This is a genomic window from Nocardia sp. NBC_01009, assembly GCF_045208035.1.
Classification (GTDB): Bacteria; Actinomycetota; Actinomycetes; order Mycobacteriales; family Mycobacteriaceae; genus Nocardia.
The window spans coordinates 4813298-4833589 of the sequence record NZ_CP108695.1 but is presented as its reverse complement, the minus strand read 5'-3'; the positions used below and the strand labels follow the sequence as shown (position 1 = coordinate 4833589).

The following is a 20292-nucleotide window of genomic DNA, read 5'->3' as shown; positions in this document are numbered from 1 at the left end:
ATTCGCCCGACCTTACCTATGCGCGCGAGTGGTGTGCAACCGACCGGCTACCGGGATCGGCTCAGAAAAGGAAGTAGCGCTGTGCCATCGGCAGTTCGGTGGCGGGCTGTTCGGTCCAGACCTCGCCATCAATGCGGACGGTGAAAGTATCGGGGTCCACTTCGATCCGCGGCATGGCATCGTTGTGCGGCATATCGGCCTTGGTCCGCTTGCGAACGTTCTTGACGGGCAGCAGCTTTCGTCGCACATCGAGACGATCGGCGAGCCCGTCCTCGATCGCGTGTTCGGAGACGAAGTGCACGGAGGTGGACGCGGCGACGGCGGGCGCGGCACCGAACATGGGACGCGGCAGCACCGGTTGCGGCGTCGGTATGGAGGCGTTGGCGTCGCCCATGGCCGCCCAGGCGATCATGCCGCCTTTGAGCACCGCGTGCGGGCGGACACCGAAGAAGGCGGGGTCCCAGAGAACCAGGTCGGCGAGCTTGCCGACTTCCACCGAGCCGATCTCGTCCTCGAGGCCGTGGGCGATCGCGGGGCAGATGGTGTACTTCGCGATGTAGCGCTGGACGCGGACATTGTCGGCAGTGCCGTCGCCGGGCAGCGCGCCACGGCGACGTTTCATCACATGCGCGGTCTGCCAGGTGCGCATGACGACCTCGCCGATGCGGCCCATGGCTTGCGAATCACTGCCGATCATGGATATCGCGCCGAGGTCGTGCAGGAGATCCTCGGCGGCGATGGTGGATGGACGAATGCGGCTCTCTGCGAAGGCGAGATCCTCCGGAATGGAGGCACTGAGGTGATGGCACACCATCAGCATGTCCAAATGCTCGTCGAGAGTATTGACGGTGTGCGGTCGAGTCGGATTGGTGGAGCTGGGCAGCACGTTGAGATGCGAAGCGACGGTGATGATGTCGGGCGCGTGGCCGCCGCCCGCGCCCTCGGTGTGATAGGCGTGGATGCCGCGGCCCGCGATGGCGGCGAGCGTGTCTTCGACGAAGCCCGCCTCGTTCAACGTGTCCGAATGCAAGGCGACCTGGACCCCCGCCGCGTCGGCGACGGTGAGGCAGGCATCGATGGCAGCCGGGGTAGAGCCCCAATCCTCGTGCAGCTTGAAACCCGAAGCGCCGCCGCGCAATTGCTCCCACATCGATTCGGCGCTGACAGTGTTGCCCTTGCCGAGCAGCACAATGTTCATCGGCCAGCCGTCGGTGGCCTCCAGCATGCGCGCCAGATGCCAGGACCCTGGCGTCACTGTGGTCGCCTTGCTGCCCTCGGCGGGGCCGGTGCCCCCGCCGATCAGTGTGGTGATGCCGCCGCCGAGTGCCTCGTCCATCAGCTGCGGGCAGATGAAGTGCACGTGGCAGTCGATGGCGCCCGCGGTGACGATCCGGCCGTTGCCTGCGATGATCTCGGTGCCCGGTCCGACCACCAGGTCAGGATGCACCCCTGACATGGTTTCGGGGTTGCCCGCCTTGCCGATGGCACAGATCCGACCGTCGCGAATACCGATGTCGGCCTTGATGATTCCCCAGTGGTCGACGAGGACCGCACCGGTGATCACGGTGTCCGGCGTCCCCTCGGCGCGGGTGGCACGGGCCTGCCCCATGGATTCGCGCAGCACCTTCCCGCCGCCGAACACCGCCTCGTCACCCGCCCGTCCAGGCCCGCCGCTGCGGTCCTCGGTGATCTCGATCAGCAGATCGGTGTCGGCGAGGCGAATCCGGTCACCGGCGGTGGGTCCGAACAGCTCGGCATAGCGGGCCCGGCTCAGTTCACCCATCGCGTCCTACCTTCCGGAATACGGCATCGCACACGTCGAGCCCGCACGGCGTCGCGTTAGTCATCGAGACGGCCGGGTGGGGACGGGCTGATGCCGTAGACCTCACGGGTGCCGCCGAGCGGTACCAGCGAGACACGTTGCCCGAGGCCGGGTTCGAAGCGAACGGCGGTCCCGGCTGGTATGTCGAGCCGACGCCCGTGCGCGGCGGCCCTGTCGAACCGCAATGCGGCATTGGCTTGCGGGAAATGCACATGGCTGCCGACCTGGACCGGTCGGTCGCCGGCATTGACGACGTCGAGCTCGATGCGGTCCGCGCCTGCGTTCAGTTCGATAGTGCCTTCGGCACAGAGGTATTCGCCGGGAATCATGGCGCTCACCCGATCGGGTGGTGGACAGTGACGAGCTTGGTTCCATCGGGGAAGGTGGCCTCGACCTGCACATCGTGGATCATCTCAGGAACACCCTCCATGACATCGGCACGCGCGAGGACCGTTCGCCCCGACGACATCAGCTCCGCGACCGATCGCCCCTCGCGCGCGCCCTCCAGCACATGGTCGGTGATCAACGCGACCGCCTCGGGATGGTTCAGTTTGAGCCCGCGGGCCTGCCGACGCCGGGCCAGCTCGGCCGCGTAGCTCAACAGCAGCCGTTCCTGCTCGTGCGGCGAAAGACGCATACGGGCTCCTCAGCTGGGCGGATCGATGGGTGACGGCCATTCTGGCACGGTCGATCCGACCATGCCCGACGAGCGACCCGTCAGTCCCGCGCGGGCAGGTTCTGCAGGCGGACCTGCCCACGTGCCACCGTGCGACCGGCGTCGTCGGTGAGCACCACCTGCCAGAGCTGCTGCAGTCGACCGCGGTGCAGCGGCGTCGACTCGCCGTAGACTTTGCCCTCACGGACCGCGCGCAGGAAGTCGGTGCTGTTGTTGACACCGACGACGGTCCCCTTGTTACCCTGCGCGGCGAACCAGACACCGGCGCCGACGCTCGCAAGCGTTTCGACGATGGTGCAGTACACGCCACCATTGATGATCCCGGCCAGCTGGAGCAGCTGGGGACCCGCGGTCAGCTCACCGCGCACGACGTCCGGGGTCACCTCGGTGAACTCGAGGCCGATCAGATCGGTGAAGGAGCCCTTGCTGAGCTCGGTCATTTGCTCGGGCGTGACATCGGCCAGCGATTCGATCGCCGTCGCATTTTGCTGCGTCATACGTTCACCTTTACACCACACAAATGCGGCGACCCCGCCGGGGCGTGCGGCGCGCACCTTCCCATGAGGGTTTACCGCCCGACCGCGTGCCAGTTGTCGACGACATGATCCGGGGTTTCCGTCGCCTCCAACCCGGCACGCGCCACACCAGTTGCCAAGTTAGGTAAGCCTGACCTATACTAGGTTCGGCGTTCGGATCGAGCGAGCCCCGAGGGCTGCGGCGGCCCCGATCCTTTGCCGGCGGCGGGTTTCAGATGGCAACCACCTGAAACCCGCCGCCCTCTCTTCGCACCGAGAGCTTCTCCCCCAGCACGCTTGTGCGGAACAGCCCTCGAATGGAATTCCGGCAACGCATTTCGCCGATCCTCGAGGCAACATCAGCCGATGGTTTGCCTTGCCCAAACCCGACCTGCCCGCGGCATCTATTCCCTTAATCGTCGCTGCAGCATGTGGACGTACTCGGCCAGGTCCTCGAACACCTCGCACATCTGTGGATGCCTGGGTGCGCGTACATCCACCTCGCTGCGCTCGCAATGGAAGAGCTGCAGCATGGTCCCGGGTACTCGCATCAATGGACTGCCTTGGTCGGGCACCTACGCGACCGCATTTGCCTCGCCACGCTGAATATGTTGCGGAACACCGTGATCCGCCGGGACAAGTGGCGATAGCGGCTGCGACGCCGCCGTGGCAGCGCCACGGGTACCCACTTGGTTCGGCTCGTCGAACGTCGCCTCGACATAGAGTGAGGCCGTGGGCGTGGTGTTCGTTGTCGTGATGGCCGTTGTCGTAGGACTCGTTGTTGTGGGGGTGTTCGGCGGGCTGCACTGGTATCTGTGGCGGCGGCTCGTGCGCGATACGACGGTGCGCGGGTCGATCGCCCGCCAAGCGGGTACCGGGGTGATCATCGCGGGGCCGGCGTTGTTGGTCGGTGCGTTCGTGGCCGAATCTGCCGGGATTCCGTTCCTGATCATCCAGATCATCGCCTGGCCCGGCTATATGTGGGGGGCGCTGTTGGTCTATCTCGTGCTGTGGCTGCTGGTGGGCGAGCTGGTCCGGCCGCTCTTCCGACGGTGGATCACCCGCGCGAACAGCTCCGCGACGATGGTCCCGGTACCCGGGGACGTAGTGGTTCCCGCAACCGGGGTGTGCGACGCCGCGACGCGAGATCGCCAGGAGCAGCAGGAACATCCCGCGCCGGTTTCGCGGCGGCTCTTCGTTTCTCGTGCGGCGAGCGGTGCGGCGGCACTGGCGGCGGTGACCACCGTCGGCTATGGCAGCTACGGCGTGCTGACCGGTCCGCGGGTAAAGCAGTTGACGGTGCCGCTGGCCAATCTGCCGCGCGCCGCGCACGGATTCCGGATCGCCGTGGTCAGCGATATTCATCTCGGTCCGATTCTGGGCCGCGGGTTCGCCGAGCGGGTGGTCGAGACGATCAACGGCACACAGCCGGATCTCATTGCCGTGGTGGGCGATCTGGTCGACGGTAGCGTCGAACACCTGCGGTCAGCGGTCGAACCGCTGTCGCGGCTACACGCGAGACATGGCGCCTATTTCGTCACCGGCAACCACGAATACTTCTCCGGCGCCGAACAATGGACCGAACACGTGCAGGAACTCGGACTGCACCTGCTGGCGAACAGCCGCACCGAACTGCCACATTTCGACCTCGCAGGCGTCAACGATATTCAGGGTGCACGCATCGGGCAGGGGCCGGATTTCGTCGCGGCGCTCGGAGACCGTGATCTCGCGCGTACCGCGGTGCTGCTGGCGCATCAGCCGGTGCAGATTCACGACGCGGTCGAGTTCGGCGTCGATCTGCAGCTGTCCGGCCACACCCACGGCGGCCAGATGTGGCCGGGCAATTTCCTAGCTGGCCTGGCCAATCCAACCGTCGCCGGTCTGGAACGCTACGGCGACACCCAGCTCTACGTCACCCGTGGCGCGGGCGCGTGGGGACCTCCGGTCCGAGTGGGCGCCCCCTCCGATATCACCGTGATCGAGCTCGCGTCGAAACAGGCGTGACGATCCAGGAACCCGGGAACGTCCAGCCGTCCAGGCCGCACTCATTTCAGCCGTCCACGCCTGCCTTACTCCGCACCGCCGCGGCGACGCAACTGCTGGACACGCGGCGCGCGGACTGAGGGCATCGGTCCGACCGTGAGGTGGGCGGGCTGTCCCGCCCACCTCGCTACGCCGACTGTTGATTCCCGGCCTGGATGGGTGTCCCGGTTTCGGCGAGTCCGGTCAGGGCCTGCGGCAATGGGCCCTGGTGCAGCACGCCGAGGCGTTGGGTGGCACGCGTGAGGGCGACATAGAGCTCGGCCGCGCCGCGTGGGCCGTCGGCGAGGATCCGTTCTGGTTCCACGACCAGGACGGCGTCGAACTCCAAGCCCTTCGTCTCCGACGCCACCACCGCGCCCGGCACACCCGGTGGCCCGATCACGATGCTGGTGCCTTCACGACCGGCTTCGTCCCGTACGAATTCCTCGATGGCAGTGGGCAATTCGTCCTCGGTGACCCGCCTGGACCATGGCCGGACGCCGCACGCGCGGACCGACTCCGGTGGCTTGACCCCGGGCGCGAACTCGGCGAGCAACGCGGCGGCGACGGTCATGATCTCCGCCGGGGTGCGGTAGTTCACCGACAGCGACCGGTAGGCCCAGCGGCCGGGCACGTACGGCTCCAGCATCGTGTCCCACGAGGTCGCTCCGGCCACCGACCGACGTTGGGCGAGATCGCCCACCACCGTGAAGGATCGGCCCGGGCAACGCCGCATCAGCACCCGCCAGTCCATTTCGGACAGTTCTTGGGCCTCGTCGATCACAACGTGCCGGTAGGTCCAGTCCCGGTCCGCGGCAGCGCGTTCGGCGAGTTCCCGGGTGTCACGCTCGAGGAAGCGATCCGCCAGGTCCTCGGCGTACAGCAGGTCCTGGGCAAGCAGATGGTCCTCGTCGTCCATCAGGTCCTCGCGGCTGATCATGATGTCCAGCACGCCGGCGGCGTACTCGGCCTCGGCTTTCCGTTCCCGCTCGGCGCTCTGGTCGGCGGGCTTGTCACGGCCGAGCAGGTCGACCAGTTCGTCGAGCAGCGGCACGTCCGACACCGTCCAGGCGTCGCCGTCGGCGCGCAACAGCGCCGGGTCGGCGCCTGCCGCTCGCAGCCGTTCGGGAGACGTGAACAGCTGTGCCAGTAGTGTTTCCGGCGTCAGGATCGGCCAGAATTCGTCGAGCGCGGCGGTGAACGTGTCGTGGTCGGCGAGCTCCTCGATCAGGTTCTCCCGCAACTGCTCCCATGCTTCGCGGTCCGCCCGGGTCAGCCAGCCCCGGCCGATCCGAGCTATCGCCCGTTCGGTGAGCGCCCACGTGACGATCTCGCGGAACACCGCGCGGGATTCGTTGTGCGGCAGCCCGCTCGCGCGCGCCTCGGTCCTGGCCCACTCCGCGGTCTCGGCGTCGATCCGCACCGTGACGTCCGTCAGTTCGATCGTCACCGGATCCTCGGGCAGTCGCTGGCGATCGGCGACCGCCGCCGCGAGCACCTCCAGGATCTGCAGCGAGCCCTTGAGTCGCGCGGCCGGCGGGGTGTCCTCGGCGGTGACGCGCAGCCCGGGCACGAGGTCGCCGGTGGTCGTGAACACCACATTGGTCTCGCCCAGCGACGGCAGTACGCGGGCGATGTGGTTCAGGAACGCCGGGTTGGGCCCGACCACGAGCACACCCTGGCGTTCCATCCGCTCCCGCTGGGTGTAGAGCAGGTACGCGACGCGGTGCAGCGCCACCACGGTCTTCCCGGTGCCCGGGCCACCCTCGATCACCAGCACCCCGGGGTGATCGAGCCGGATGATCTCGTCCTGCTCGGCCTGGATCGTCGCAACGATGTCGCCCATCCCGTCACCGCGCGGCGCGTTGACCGCAGCCAGCAGGGCCGCGTCCCCTCCCTCGCCACCACTGGGGCGGCCGAGCACATCGTCGGTGAAGCCGACTACGTGACGCCCGCGGGTGTGGAACTGGCGGCGGCGGCGCATGTTCTCCGGGGTCGCGGCGGTGGCGACATAGAACGCGCGCGCGGCCGGCGCCCGCCAATCGAGTAACACCGGTTCGTACTCGTTCTCCTCGTCGAAAATGCCGATCCGGCCGATGTAGGAATGTTCGCCCGAAAGAGTGTCCAGCCGACCGAAACACAGCCCGTTGTCGGCCACATCCAGCCGCTTCACCTCCTTGGCCAGCGCGCGCACCTCGACTTCCCGTTCCATCGGTGTTCCGCCGTTTCCCCGCAACGCCGCGCTGTACTGACCCTTCACTCGCCCGCGCTCGGCGTCGAGCCGCGTGTAGAGCCCGGCCACGTAGCTCCGCTCGGACCGCAATTCCGCTTCGTACCCTCGAGTTGACATGTGCCCCTTACTTTTCCGGCTCGACGATCCCATGTGGTTCATGCGGACACCGGCGGTCTTTCTCGGCTGACCGCGTCGAGCAGCAGAGTCGCGGCCACCGTCGCGCCGTCGGTGCGGATCGCGCCGGCCACGGCGGTCGCTCGTGCGCGGGTCTCGGAGGTCAGAGCCGTCACGAGCGCGGCCGACAGGGACTCGGTGGTCGGTGTCGGACCGTCGTGTGCCGCGCCGATGCCCAGGTCGGCCACACGGCCGGCCCAGTACGGCTGGTCCGTCGCCTGTGGCACCACCACCTGAGGCGCGCCGGCCCGGGTGGCCGTCGTCGTGGTGCCCGCGCCGCCGTGGTGCACGACGGCGGCCACCCGGCCGAACAGTGCCTGGTGGTTGACCTCGCCGACGACGAAACAATCGTCCCGGTCGTCGATCAGGCCCATGTCCGCCCAGCCGCGGGCGACGAGTGCGCGGCGGCCCTGCGCGCGGATCGCCTCGATGGTCACCTGGGCGATGTCCTTCGAGGCGCGCATGGGCATGCTGCCGAAGCCTGCGTACACCGGTGGTGCGCCGGCGTCCAGGAACGACACCAGCTCGTCCGGGAGTGGGCGAACGTCGGGCAGGATCCACGCGCCGGTCTGCACGACATCGAGGTCCGGCGTCTCCAGCCACGGGTCCAGGGTCGGGTCCGTCGCCAGCCACGGCTGGTCGCCGATGACGTAGTCGCGAACATTGTCCACCGGGGGCAGGCCGATCGACGCCCGGTTAGTGTTGAGCGCCGCACCGAACAGCGCGTTGCTGCTTTGGGCGTCCAGGTCCCACAGCACCCGGTTGTCGGTCACCTCCGGCGGGAACGGCCGGCCCGCATACGCCAGCGGCGGGTGGTGCGGCGACGGCAGCGTGAGCTGCTGGAAAGTCACTGACACGGAGCGGATGCCCAGCTTCTCGGCCACCGAGAGCGCGCCGGCCGCGGCAGGCAACATGCCGGTCGCCACCAGCGCGTCGCATCCCTCGGCCGCCCCGGCGACCGCCTCGAACTGGCTGGCGATCAACTCGGCCGCACGCTGGGGCAGGGACGACGACGGCGGCGCCGCAGTCGTCAGCGCGCGCGCCGACCGGCCAACCGGCACCATCGGCACGCCGACACCGGCCAGCCGCTGCGCGAAGTCCTCGTCCGGCGGCGCGCACACCCGCACCTCTGCGCCGCGTGCCCGCAACTGCACCGCGAGTCCCACCAGCGGTTCGACGTCCCCGCGCGACCCATAGGTCGACAACAACACACGCAATTTCACGACTCCCATTTCCGCGGGTTTTGGCCTCGGCCGGCAATTCTGCGGCACGACCCGGGTCTTGCCACAAGCCCCCCGGTGCGTTATAAGTTGAGGGTGGAAGGAGTGGGTAGCCTCCTTTCTCTTTATGAGCGTGAGCCCGCGGACGCGTCGGTGGCCGACCGTCCGCGCCGACCGAATTGCAGGTCCTCGGGCAACTGGCCGTGAGCGACCAGGTCATACCTTGGGGCGCACCACACGGCGCTCATCGTGATCGTCGAGCAGCTGCAATCCCTCCATCAGCGCCGCACCGATGCGAAATTCCTCGGTCCACCACTTGGCCGACCGGATCGGCAGACCGCGCGGCCGATACTTCCGCATGATCTCGACGTGGTAGGGCAGGCCCATGAACTTCGCCAATCCCCTGTCATCCACCCAGATCGACAGCGACCCGACCTGACGACGTGCGGGTCGGAAATAGGTCAGCACGCCGACCGCGCCGTCGATCATCGCCAGCTGATCACCCAACCGCTCCGAGGCACGCCAGATGGCCGGAACGTCGGTCACCTGTGTGGTCGTGTATTGGGTCATGCTGATCATGAACGGGCCACCGGCTCGGGCCGCGGTTCCGGATTTCCATCTGCTGTTGAGCACCAGGTCGGCCAGCGACGAACCGGGCGCGCGGTGCCGACGCCAGGTTTGCCACGGCAGCCTGCGGTCGTCGAGGAGGTCTCTCCACAGAGGTCGTGTATTTCCCATTGATGGTCAGGGGCGATAGATCGGGGACGCACCCTGCACGGCGCAAACCCCTATGCCCCGTCCTCCTTACTTATCTAGAGACCGAATTGATCTACAGGTGCGTACGATATGTACATGCTTATCATTAGTCAATGCGGCGACACGGACAGGTGCGGCAGCATGAACAACTCCCGCTCGCCTGCATACTTACTGTGGACACCGCGCCAATTCGAGGAGGCCGGCGTGCGACTGAGTCCCGACGAAGCACGCAGACGGTTCGCTACCAGCCCCGTCGCACGACTGGCGACCGCGTCGAGGTCCGGCCTGCCACACATCGTTCCGATTGTGTTCATCCTGATCGACGATGTCGTCTACACCAGTGTCGACGCGAAGCCCAAAACGTCCATGAAGTTGCGACGGTTGACGAACATCGCGGCCAATCCGGCAGTCAGCGTGCTCGCCGACCGCTATGACGACGACTGGACCCAGCTGTGGTGGGCGCGCGCCGACGGCAACGCCCGGATCGCCGACTCCGAGGAGGAGCGAATGGCGAAGCGCCAGTTGACCGCACGCTATCCCGACTACACGAAACAGCCGCCGCCGGGACCGGTGATCGCCGTCGATGTCCACCGCTGGTCGGGATGGAGCTCGAGCTGACGCCCGATGTGCTGCACAGTGCTGCCATTTCGGGCTACCTGACCAGGCAACCCGCCGTTCGACGCACCGGCAGGCCGCGCTCCTCCAACGCCATGAGCAGCCCCCGACCACGCTGTGCGCCGACCAGCGCATCCGTGCGTGCCAGGTCCGGCACGTAAGTCGCTGCGCCGATGACGGATTCGCCGACCAGCGACCAGAAGCGGCGGGCGCTCAGGGCCGAACAGCGCGCGAGGCTGTACTGGATCATCGTCAGCGACGGCTCGCACCGGTGCGCCAGCCAGACGTACATCGCGCGCTCGCACGGCAGCGTCACCACACCGGACTCTCCAACCAGCCGGTCACCGTCGAGCACGCGAATGGTGGTGTCCACCAAGCCTGCCCAATCGATGCCGCCATCGTTGTCGGTGTGGATCCAGAGGTTCTCCAGCCCCGGATCCCAGGCCCGCCCCTCGGAGACCAGCAGCGCGACCACCCGGCCGATCACCGCATGGATCTGGGCGGTCGCCACCACCTCGGCGGCAGTGTCCGCGCTGATCATCTCTGCCGCGTGGCGGCGGTACATCAGCTCGATCCGCCCCTCCCGCAATCCATCCGAGAGCCGCCACCATCGACGTTTGCTCTGCTCAGACATTGCGGCCACCGCGTAGACGCGCGGATGTTCCGGTTGCAGTGCGCGAAGCCGGTTACACACGCGTCCGAATTCCACGTGGGAGCGGCGGGCCGTGTAGGTCATCACTGGCTCGGGCATCGAACCTCCTCGGGGTCGGCTCCGTCATGGGTCCATAGCGGAAGATAGGTTAGGCTTACCAGACCTCGCAACCCGCGCGGGATACAGAGTCAGGAGTAGTTCGTCGCCGTGACGGCATCAGGCACCGCCGCGCCGAAGGCGGCACGATCGAAAACTGCGCAACAGGCGCGGGCACGCAGCACCAGACCGCAGGCGAAAACCGCGCGGCGTCGGTGGCTCGGACTACTCCTGCTGACGGCTCTGCTGCTGGCCGCCGCGGTGGCCGGCATCGCGATCGGGACCCGCACGCTCTCGCCCGGCACTGTCTATGCCGCGATGCACGACGCACTCACCTGCCCGGGCGGCCCCTTCCACTGCCAGGCCGGATCGACGGCCGAAGAGATCGTGCGCGGACTTCGATTGCCCCGCACCGCGCTCGCGCTCGCCTGTGGACTGGCACTCGGCATCGCCGGTGTGCTGATCCAGGGCTACACGCGCAACCCGCTCGCCGACGCCGGGCTGCTCGGCCTCAATGCGGGCGCCGCATTTCTGGCGGCCCTGAGCGTCTACCTCTTCGCCTTCACCGCGCCCGAGCAGTACATCTGGTTCGCCTTCGCCGGGGCGCTGGTCGCCGGGCTCGTGGTGTTCACGGTGTCGTCCATCGGCGGCGGAAAGGCGAACCCGCTGAGCCTGGTGCTGGCCGGCGCGGCGGTGACCGCATTCCTGCAGGCAATGACGAATACCGTTGTACTGCTGGACACCACGGCGCTGGACACGTATCGGTTCTGGGTAGTCGGCAGCGTGAGCGGGCGCGACGCGGAAGTGTTCTGGCAGGTGTTGCCGTTCCTGGCGGTCGGTCTCGTGCTCGCGGTGACGGCGTCGCCGGGATTGAACCTGCTCAGCCTCGGCGACGAGGTCGCCCGCGGGCTCGGTGTCAATATCGGTCGCAGCCGGGCGCTGGGGCTGGCCGCGATCGTCCTGCTGTGCGGAGCCGCGACCGCCGCCGTCGGGCCCATTGCCTTTCTCGGCTTGGTAGTGCCCCATCTGGCCCGAGTGTTCACCGGGCCCGACTATCGCTGGTTGATCCCGTACTCCGGCTTGTTCGGCGCGTTGCTGCTGCTGATTGCCGATATCGTCGGACGCGTCGTGGCAAGGCCCGGCGAGCTCGAGGTCGGTGTCACCCTCGCCGCGATCGGCGCACCGTGCTTCATTCTGCTCATGCGACGCCGAAAGCTGGTGAACCTGTGATGCTTTCCTCGAACACGCTCGCCACGACGAGCCCACCGACCAAAGACATCGGCAAGTCCGCGGGGCCCGGCCGCTTCCGCCCTCCCCTGCGCATCGGCCCGCTGTCGCTGGTGCTCCGGCCCACGATGCTGTTGGTCGTGTTGATACTCGCCGCAGTGCTTTTCGCCATGTTCTGCCTCGACATGACGATCGGCGACGCACACATTCCCGTCGGCCGGGTCCTTGACGTGCTGACCGGCGGCGGCACGCGCTCTCAGCGTTTCATCGTGCTGGAGTCGCGCCTGCCCCGCGCGCTCACCGCGGTCGTGGTCGGCACCGCGCTCGGCCTCGCAGGCGCCCTCACCCAGTCGATCCTGCACAACCCGCTCGCCGCTCCGGATGCCCTCGGCATCACCGCGGGAGCGAGCCTCGGCGCGGTGGCGGTCATCGTCGGAACCGGCGGCGCCACAACGGGGTTCGCCGCATCGGTCGGCGCGCCACTTGCCGCACTGACGGGCGGCCTGCTCACCGCGGTGGCGATCTACCTGCTCGCGTGGGGGCGCAGCCCGACCGGCGACCACGGCGTCACCGGTCTGCGGTTGGTACTGGTCGGCATCGGTGTGAACGCATTCCTTTTGTCCGGTATCAGTTTCCTGCTCACTCGCGCCAGCCTGCAGGACGCGGCACGCGCCCAGCTCTGGCTCAACGGGTCACTCAACAGCACCGACATGTCCCGGTTGATCCCGGCGGCGCTCGCGCTGACCGTCGTCGTTGCGGTTGCGCTCGGCTCGGCCCGCACGCTCGCCGCGCTGCGCCTCGGCGCCGAGACCACCAGGGTGCTCGGCGTACGTATCCAAACGCAGCAGGCGATGCTGATCGGTGCGGCGGTCGTGGCCGCCTCGGTTGCCACCGCTGTCGTCGGCCCGGTCGGTTTCGTGGGCCTGGCCGGACCCCAGATCGCACGCAGATTGCTGCGAACACCCGGCGAACCGCTCATCGGCTCGGCGCTCGTCGGCGCCATCGCGGTAGTCGGGGCAGATGTGGCGTCGCGAACACTGTTTCCGGTGGATCTTCCGGTCGGTGTGGTGACCGCGGCGTTCGGCGGTCCGTTCCTGCTCTACCTGCTCGTGCGTATGAATCGGAAGGCGACCCTGTCATGACTACCGAATCCGCCGAAAGCGTCGACGCACACCGGCTTTCCGCCGAGAACATCACCCTCGGCTACGGCGATCGCGTCATCGTCGACGGGCTCTGCATCGACGTCGCCCCCGGCGTGATCACCACCGTCATCGGCCCGAACGGCTGCGGCAAGTCGACACTGCTGCGCTCGCTCGGCCGCCTGTTGCGGCCGCAGCAGGGCCGAGTCCTGTTGGACGGCAAGGCGATCTCGTCGATGAAGACCAAGGATGTCGCCCGCGTTGTCGGCATGCTTCCGCAGGCTCCCGTCGCACCGGAAGGGCTGACGGTCGCCGATCTGGTTGCCCGCGGCCGCCACCCGCACCAGTCCTGGATCCGGCAGTGGTCGGTCACCGACGAAGCCGAGGTGATGACCGCACTGGAGCAGACCGGCATCGCCGATCTCGCCGACCGCCCGCTCGACGAGCTCTCCGGCGGGCAGCGCCAGCGGGCCTGGATCTCGATGGCGCTGGCCCAGGGCACCGACATCCTGCTGCTGGACGAGCCGACCACCTACCTCGATCTCGCGCACTCGGTCGAGGTGCTCGACCTCGTCGACCGGTTGCACGACGACCTCGGACGGACCGTGGTGATGGTGCTGCACGACCTGAATCTGGCCATCCGCTACAGCGACGAACTGATCGTCATGCACGCGGGCCGGATCGTCGCACAGGGCAAGCCGGGTGACATCATCGATGCCGGGCTGTTGCGCGAGGTGTTCGATCTCGACGCCTCGGTGCTGGAAGACCCGGTGTCCGGTCGGCCGATGATCGTGCCCATCGGCACCAGGCACGTGCGCGCGGCCTACGGGTCGAGGCCGCCGGGTATGACAAATGCCACACAGCTATCAGACAGTTACGACGGCGTGTAGTACGCAATTGTGTCGTTGAGTCCGTAAACTTGTGGGATGGCAGGACTTGGTGAACTCGAGAAAGCGGTCATGGACCAGTTGTGGTCGAGTGACGAACCGCAAACGGTCCGGCAGGTGCACGAGGCATTGGCTGCGCGACGTGAGCTCGCCTACACCACCGTGATGACGGTGTTGCAGCGGTTGGCGAAGAAGAACCTCGTCGTCCAGCGGCGCGACGACCGCGCACATCGCTATGCGCCGGTGCACACTCGCGACGAGCTGGTCGCCAGTTTGATGTTCGACGCATTGCAACAGGCCGACGAAGCGGGCAGCCGGGCAGCGGCACTCGTCCATTTCGTCGAACAGGTCGGCAGGGATGAGGCTGACGCTTTGCGCGAAGCACTCGCTAAGCTCGAAGCATCCGAGGGCACTGCGCCGCCGTCGCAGTAATCTTGGACCTGGCCTCACAATGCCGTGAGCGCCCTGGCCCCACAACGCAGTGAGCTGAGTCGATGAACGCAACCGCGCCGGTCTTCGCCGGACTCGCTTTGCTTCTCGCGGGGCCTGCCCCAGCACTACTGAGCCGGGCGACCTGGACATACCGGACGCCTCGGGCCGCACTCGTGCTGTGGCAGGCCATCGCGCTGGCCGCCGTGCTCAGCGCATTCGGCTCCGGTCTGGCCATCGCCGCCGAACTGCTCGTCCCGGGACCCGATGGCCGACCGACCACCTCGCCGGCCAGGGAAATCGACGCACTCGGCCTGCCGCTGTGGCTGGCTTACGTCTTCGTCTTCGCGCTCACCCTGATGATCGGTGCCCGGCTGATCTACGCAGTGATCCGAGTCGGCGTGCACACGCGCAGACGGCGCGCTCACCACCGCATGCTGGTCGACCTGCTCGACCAGAGCGGACCGCATCGCCGGGCAGCCGACATCCGGGTGCTCGCCTCGACCGAGCCGATCGCCTACTGTCTCCCCGGCTTGCGCCAACGGGTCGTACTCAGCGAGGGCACGCTCACCAATCTGGCCGATGCCGAAGTCACCGCCATCGTCAGCCACGAACGCTCGCACCTGCGCGCCCGCCACGACCTGGTACTCGAGGCATTCACCGCGGTCCATGAAGCCTTCCCAGTGGTGGTGCGCAGCAGGGCCGCGCTCGGCTCGGTGAAGCTGCTGATCGAACTGCTCGCCGACGACTCCGCCGTAAAGGTGACCGGCCCGACACCGCTCGCGCGGGCGCTGGTCGCCTGTTCGAAGTCCACCGCCCCGCAGGGCGCGCTGGCCGCGGGCGGGCCGACCACGCTCATCCGCATCCAACGACTCGGCGGACGTATCGGCGATATCCGGGTCGCCTCGGCCGCCTATCTCGGCTCGGCGGCCATTCTTGTCGTTCCGACCATGGCCGTCGCGGTACCCTGGTTGGTCGAACTGGATCGGCTGCTCCGCAACTGAATCACTCGGTCCTCGCTGACCACCCGGCCCCAGCACTCTTCCCGAAGGCCGGGCCAACTTTCTCGGCACGCACCACGAGTGCCCGGTTTCCCGCCGCGCCGAGACACGAAAGGCACACACACCTTTGACCTCCTCGCCCCCTGCCACCGCGGCGCCCGCCGTGACCTTCGCCGATCTGGGCCTGCCGGTCCCGCTGGTGCAGGCACTGCGCAACGACGGCATCGAGGCTCCGTTCCCGATCCAGGCCGCGACGGTGCCCGACGCAATGGCGGGCAGGGATGTGCTCGGGCGCGGGCCGACGGGTTCCGGTAAGACGCTCGCCTTCGGGCTGCCCATGCTCGCCCGGCTCGCCGGTGCGTCGGCCAAGCCCGGCAAACCACGCGGACTCGTGCTGGTGCCTACCAGGGAGCTGGCCGCACAGATCGAACGCGCACTGGACAACCCGGCGCTTTCGCTCGGTTTGCGGGTGGCCGCGGTGGTCGGAGGTGCGCCGATCAAGCGTCAGGCCGACCGGCTTGCTCGCGGCGTCGACCTGCTGATTGCCACACCTGGCCGGCTGGAAGACCTGGTGAATCAGCGCTCGGCCGACCTCTCGGAAGTCCGCATCACCGCGTTGGACGAGGCCGACCACATGGCCGATATGGGCTTCCTGCCCCAGGTCACCAAGTTGCTGGACCGGACACCGAAAGATGGTCAGCGACTGCTGTTCTCGGCCACACTGGACGGTGAGGTAGACAAGCTCGTCAAGCGCTACCTGGACTCCCCGGTCACGCATTCGACCGCGCCGCCGTCGGCCTCGGTCGCGACCATGTCGCACCATCTGCTGCATCTGCGCAAGATCGACAAGCGCACCGTCATCGCCGAGATCGCCGCCCGCGACGGGCTGACCATCATGTTCGTGCGGACAAAGCACGGCGCCGACCGGCTGGCCAAGCAGTTGCGCGCCGCGGGCATCGCCGCGGGCGCGCTGCACGGCGGCAAGGCGCAGAACAACCGGACCCGGACCCTCGCCGCGTTCTCCGACGGCTCGACCCCGGTTCTGGTGACCACCGACGTCGCCGCGCGCGGTATCCATGTGGACGGGATTTCCCTTGTCGTGCACGTGGACCCGCCTGCCGAGTCCAAGGCCTACCTGCATCGCGCCGGGCGCACGGCCCGCGCGGGCGAGGACGGCGTCGTCGTCACGCTGGTCACCGAGGACGAGCGCGACGACGTCGACAAGATGACCCGCAAGGCGGGTGTGGACATCGACGCGGTGGAGGTGCGGCCGGGAGATCGGCGACTGATCGCGATCACCGGTGCCAGGCAGCCGTCTGGCATACCCGTCGTTGCCGCGGTGGCCAACGATGCAGAGCCGAAGTCCGCGACGGCCGGCGGTCGATCCGGGTCCACGAGCCGCAAGTCCGGCAGCGCCGCGGCAGGCGGTCGCGGGTCGAGCGGGCGCGGCGCACGTTCGGGTGCGCGCGGCGCGGGCGCAGCGAAGACTTCCGGCCGTTCGACAGGCACTTCGGCGGGGGCAGACCGCGCAGCGGGCGCGACGAAGACGTCACGAGCCGCGGGCCCGGCGTCGTCGTCGAATCGCGCCGCCGGTTCGGCGACGACCGGTCACGCAACGAGTTCGACCGGGCGCGCGACCGGTTCGTCGAACGCCGCGCCGAGCCGGACCACCGCGGGTGACACGCCCGGGAATACACGTCGACGCGCCGGTCGGCCACAGGGCGTGGCGGACAACAGCAACCGCATGGCAAACTGACCTATGCCCCACCATCCGCTGGCCGCCATCATCTGCGCATTGCTCGCGGCGCTGCTGTTCGCAGTCGCCGCGGTCGCCCAGCAGCATGCGGCCGCGGCGGTGCCCGAGGGCGACTCGTTGATCCGCGCACTGCTGCGCAATCCACGGTGGTGGGCCGGGATCCTCGGGGACGCGGGCGGCTTCGCAATGCAGGTCGTTGCGCTCGCGCTGGGCGCGGTGCTTCTCGTCCAGCCGATCCTTGTGAGCATGCTCGTCTTCGCGCTGCCGCTGTCCGCGCGACTCAATAAACGCACCGTCACCGCGCGCACCTGGGCGACCGCCATCGCACTCGTCGCGGCATTGGCGTGCTTCCTGATCGTCGGTGATCCGTCGGAGGGAAATGCCAACGCACCCCTGCACGAGTGGATCGTGCCGCTGGCGATCCTGCTCGGCCTGATCGCCGCCGCGATCGCGATCGGTGCCGCCACCGCGGCCCCGGCCCTGCGCGCGATGCTGCTCGGCACGGCGGGCGGCGCGCTGTTCGGTCTGGCCGCCGCGCTCACCGAATACGTCACGACCTTGTTCGAGCACGGCCTCGGTCAGGTACTCGGCAGCTGGCAGACCTGGGCGCTCGTCGCCGCCAGTTTGATCGGTTTCTACCTCCAGCAGCGCGCGTTCCAAGCCGGCCCCCTCGTCGCCTCGCTGCCCGCCATCTGCATCACCGAACCCTTGGCTGCCGCCTACGTCGGCATCACCGTTCTCGACGAGCGGCTGCGCACCGGCACCATCGGCCTCGTAGTGATCGGCTGTACGGTGATTGTCATGTGCGCGACCACAATCCAGCTCTCACGTGCCCAAGCGGAGGCTTGAAGTCCGACGGACAACCCGGCCGCGGACCGAGAACGGACTCGGCACCACGTAGCCGAACACCGCACCGCCGATCTTCCTCCGCTGCCGCGGATCCGCCGTCATCTGGGCGCGCCTGTCGATGCCAGCAGCCGGTATTGGTCGCGCTGCTCACCCCGACCCGACAACCGCCACCGTGTGTGATGGGTGTCTCTCTTGCGCCAGGCGTCGAATGCTGGGGAATTGCACGCGGCCCCACAGAGCCGGATATCATCGGTTAAGTGCAGTTTCTCCCTGGCCATCAGCCGCCGTATGACCTGACCTACGACGACATCTTCCTCGTCCCGAATCGGACGGATGTCGCGTCGCGGTTCGACGTCGATCTGTCGACTGCCGACGGGTCCGGCACCACCATCCCCATCGTCGTGGCGAATATGACCGCGGTCGCGGGGCGCCGGATGGCCGAGACGGTCGCCCGTCGCGGCGGCATCGTGGTGTTGCCGCAGGACCTGCCCATCAGCGCGGCCGCCGACACCATCGGATTCGTCAAGAGCCGATCGCTCACCGCCGACACCCCGGTGACCCTCGACCCCGAGCGTTCGGTGTCCGAGGCCGTCGCTCTGATGCACAAGCGCGCCCACGGTGCGGTCGTTGTGGTGGACGGCGGCAAGCCGATCGGCGTCGTCACCGAGGCGTCGTGCACCGACGTCGACCGGTTCGCCCGGCTGCGCGACGTCGCGATGACCGATTTCGTGCAGGCCCCGGCCAGCACCTCACCGCGCGACATCTTCGATCTGCTCGAAGCCAAGCATGCCCAGTTGGCCGTGCTGGTCGGCGAGGACGGCTCCCTGGCGGGTGTGATGACTCGCACCGGCTCGGTCCGTGACGGCATCTACCAGCCGAATGTCGACGCCAACAACCAGCTGCGCGTCGCCGCCGCCGTCGGCATCAACGGTGACGTGGCCGCCCGGGCCAAGGCGCTCGCCGACTCCGGCGCCGACCTGCTCGTCATCGACACCGCACACGGCCACCAGGCCAAGATGCTCGAAACCCTCAGCGCCATCCGCGACCTCGGCCTCGGCGTTCCGTTGGTCGCAGGCAACGTCGTCTCGGCGGCGGGCACTCGCGACCTCGCCGCGGCAGGCGCGGACATCATCAAGGTCGGCGTTGGCCCCGGCGCCATGTGCACCACGCGCATGATGACCGGCGTCGGCCGCCCGCAGTTCTCCGCGGTCGCCGAATGCGCCGCCGCGGCAAAGGAACTCGGTGTGCACATCTGGGCGGACGGTGGCGTCCGGCACCCGCGCGACGTCGCACTCGCACTGGCCGCCGGCGCGTCCAACGTGATGATCGGCTCCTGGTTCGCAGGCACCTACGAGTCGCCTGGCGACCTGCGCGTCGACCGCGACGGCAACGCCTACAAGGAGAGCTTCGGCATGGCCTCCAAGCGCGCCGTCGCCGCCCGCACCGCCTCCGACAGCGGTTTCGACCGAGCCCGCAAGGCACTGTTCGAGGAGGGCATCTCCAGCTCACGGATGCGTCTGGATCCCGAGCGCCCCGGCGTCGAGGACCTCATCGACCACATCTGCTCCGGCGTTCGTAGCGCCTGCACCTACGCGGGCGCACGCAGCCTCGCCGAACTGCACGACAAGGCCGTCCTCGGCGTCCAGTCCGCCGCAGGTTTCGCCGAGGGCCGCCCCCTGCCCAGTGGCTGGTAAACCGGACGCAATCCATCAGCGGCGCTGCGCGTGCACCTACCCCGCACGCGCAGCCCGACCCGAACCGCACAACAAGATCATCCTCCAAGTGCAGTCGGCCGCCCGTTTCACCGAAGAACACCCGCACCCAGCAGCGGGCAAGACCAGGCACAAACCATCAATGACGCTGCGCGCGCACCTACCCCCGCACACGCAGCCCAACCCGAACCGCACAACAAGATCATCCTCCAAGTGCGGTCGGCCGCCGGTTTCGCCGATGGAATACCGCCACAGCGACCAGCAAGAGCCCGGCAGCCCTCTCCAGCAGGCTCGCCTCGTCATGGCACCTGACACCACCAACCCACCCACCACGGAGCGAGTCTTACGAGCGACCGTTCGCGGCCGGCTCGCGGCCGAGCGGCCGAAGCGCATGTGCCGCAGGCACGAGTCTCGGCCGCTCGGACGCGAGCCTCGGGGGCCGCGAACACGCCGCGCCGCAGGCGCGGCCAAAAGACACAGCCGGTAGCATGAGGGTTGCCGGTCTCCGGCA

The 20292-nt window shown here is 68.1% G+C and carries 18 protein-coding genes; 10 read left to right on the top strand and 8 right to left on the bottom strand.

Going from position 1 to position 20292, the window contains the following annotated elements; translation table 11 throughout:
- Positions 1–61: 61 nt before the first annotated feature.
- From OHA42_RS21630 to OHA42_RS21615, 4 genes are all read right to left on the bottom strand, one after another.
- On the bottom strand, positions 62–1783 hold the full coding sequence (locus tag OHA42_RS21630; protein ID WP_406229700.1) for an urease subunit alpha: 1722 nt from the start codon (positions 1781–1783) through the stop codon (positions 62–64).
- Between the two features lie 56 nt (positions 1784–1839).
- A complete protein-coding gene (locus OHA42_RS21625) occupies positions 1840–2151 on the bottom strand; it encodes an urease subunit beta (protein ID WP_406229699.1) in 312 nt (103 codons plus the stop codon).
- A 5-nt stretch (positions 2152–2156) separates the two neighbouring features.
- The gene (locus tag OHA42_RS21620) at positions 2157–2459 is read right to left on the bottom strand and encodes an urease subunit gamma (protein WP_406229698.1); all 303 of its coding nucleotides are present in this window, start codon (positions 2457–2459) and stop codon (positions 2157–2159) included.
- An 80-nt stretch (positions 2460–2539) separates the two neighbouring features.
- Positions 2540–2938: a PaaI family thioesterase gene (locus OHA42_RS21615; RefSeq protein WP_379064274.1), complete on the bottom strand. Its 399-nt coding sequence runs from the start codon at positions 2936–2938 to the stop codon at positions 2540–2542.
- 807 nt (positions 2939–3745) lie between these two features.
- Here OHA42_RS21615 and OHA42_RS21610 point away from each other — a divergent pair.
- The gene (locus tag OHA42_RS21610; protein ID WP_406229697.1) at positions 3746–5017 is read left to right on the top strand and encodes a metallophosphoesterase; all 1272 of its coding nucleotides are present in this window, start codon (positions 3746–3748) and stop codon (positions 5015–5017) included.
- Positions 5018–5183: 166 nt separating this feature from the next.
- On the opposite strand, the gene helR is transcribed toward OHA42_RS21610, so the two are convergent.
- The 3 genes from helR to OHA42_RS21595 form a co-directional block, all read right to left on the bottom strand.
- Positions 5184–7385, bottom strand: a complete 2202-nt coding sequence (gene helR / locus OHA42_RS21605) for an RNA polymerase recycling motor ATPase HelR (RefSeq protein WP_406229696.1) — start codon at positions 7383–7385, stop codon at positions 5184–5186.
- A gap of 38 nt (positions 7386–7423) precedes the next feature.
- The gene (locus tag OHA42_RS21600) at positions 7424–8659 is read right to left on the bottom strand and encodes a glycosyltransferase (protein ID WP_406239513.1); all 1236 of its coding nucleotides are present in this window, start codon (positions 8657–8659) and stop codon (positions 7424–7426) included.
- Positions 8660–8878: 219 nt separating this feature from the next.
- Complete coding sequence (locus OHA42_RS21595; RefSeq protein ID WP_406229695.1) at positions 8879–9400, bottom strand: hypothetical protein; 522 nt, start codon at positions 9398–9400, stop codon at positions 8879–8881.
- Between the two features lie 228 nt (positions 9401–9628).
- Between OHA42_RS21595 and OHA42_RS21590 the strand changes: the two genes are divergently transcribed.
- Positions 9629–10036 (top strand): TIGR03668 family PPOX class F420-dependent oxidoreductase, encoded by a 408-nt coding sequence (locus OHA42_RS21590; protein ID WP_406239511.1) that lies wholly within the window; start codon positions 9629–9631, stop codon positions 10034–10036.
- A gap of 34 nt (positions 10037–10070) precedes the next feature.
- Here the strand turns inward: OHA42_RS21590 and OHA42_RS21585 are convergent, their stop codons facing one another.
- Positions 10071–10784, bottom strand: coding sequence for a hypothetical protein (locus OHA42_RS21585; RefSeq protein WP_406229694.1), 714 nt, complete (start codon positions 10782–10784; stop codon positions 10071–10073).
- A gap of 228 nt (positions 10785–11012) precedes the next feature.
- Between OHA42_RS21585 and OHA42_RS21580 the strand changes: the two genes are divergently transcribed.
- From OHA42_RS21580 to OHA42_RS21545, 8 genes are all read left to right on the top strand, one after another.
- Complete coding sequence (locus tag OHA42_RS21580; RefSeq protein ID WP_406239509.1) at positions 11013–12011, top strand: FecCD family ABC transporter permease; 999 nt, start codon at positions 11013–11015, stop codon at positions 12009–12011.
- Positions 12011–13150 carry a FecCD family ABC transporter permease gene (locus OHA42_RS21575; protein WP_406229693.1) on the top strand — a complete coding sequence of 380 codons (1140 nt, stop codon included), beginning with the start codon at positions 12011–12013 and terminating at the stop codon, positions 13148–13150. Before OHA42_RS21580 ends, OHA42_RS21575 begins: the two co-directional genes overlap by 1 nt.
- Positions 13147–14037: an ABC transporter ATP-binding protein gene (locus OHA42_RS21570; protein ID WP_406229692.1), complete on the top strand. Its 891-nt coding sequence runs from the start codon at positions 13147–13149 to the stop codon at positions 14035–14037. The genes OHA42_RS21575 and OHA42_RS21570 overlap by 4 nt, the downstream gene beginning before the upstream one ends.
- 36 nt (positions 14038–14073) lie before the next feature.
- Entirely contained in the window at positions 14074–14466 is a 393-nt protein-coding gene (locus OHA42_RS21565; protein WP_328400153.1) for a BlaI/MecI/CopY family transcriptional regulator, read from the top strand.
- A 62-nt stretch (positions 14467–14528) separates the two neighbouring features.
- On the top strand, positions 14529–15467 hold the full coding sequence (locus OHA42_RS21560) for a M56 family metallopeptidase (RefSeq protein WP_406229691.1): 939 nt from the start codon (positions 14529–14531) through the stop codon (positions 15465–15467).
- Positions 15468–15591: 124 nt separating this feature from the next.
- Positions 15592–17220 (top strand): DEAD/DEAH box helicase, encoded by a 1629-nt coding sequence (locus tag OHA42_RS21555; protein WP_406229690.1) that lies wholly within the window; start codon positions 15592–15594, stop codon positions 17218–17220.
- A 3-nt stretch (positions 17221–17223) separates the two neighbouring features.
- Complete coding sequence (locus OHA42_RS21550) at positions 17224–18069, top strand: DMT family transporter (RefSeq protein WP_406229689.1); 846 nt, start codon at positions 17224–17226, stop codon at positions 18067–18069.
- 257 nt (positions 18070–18326) lie between these two features.
- On the top strand, positions 18327–19763 hold the full coding sequence (locus tag OHA42_RS21545; RefSeq protein WP_406229688.1) for a GuaB1 family IMP dehydrogenase-related protein: 1437 nt from the start codon (positions 18327–18329) through the stop codon (positions 19761–19763).
- The last annotated feature ends 529 nt before the right edge of the window (positions 19764–20292 follow it).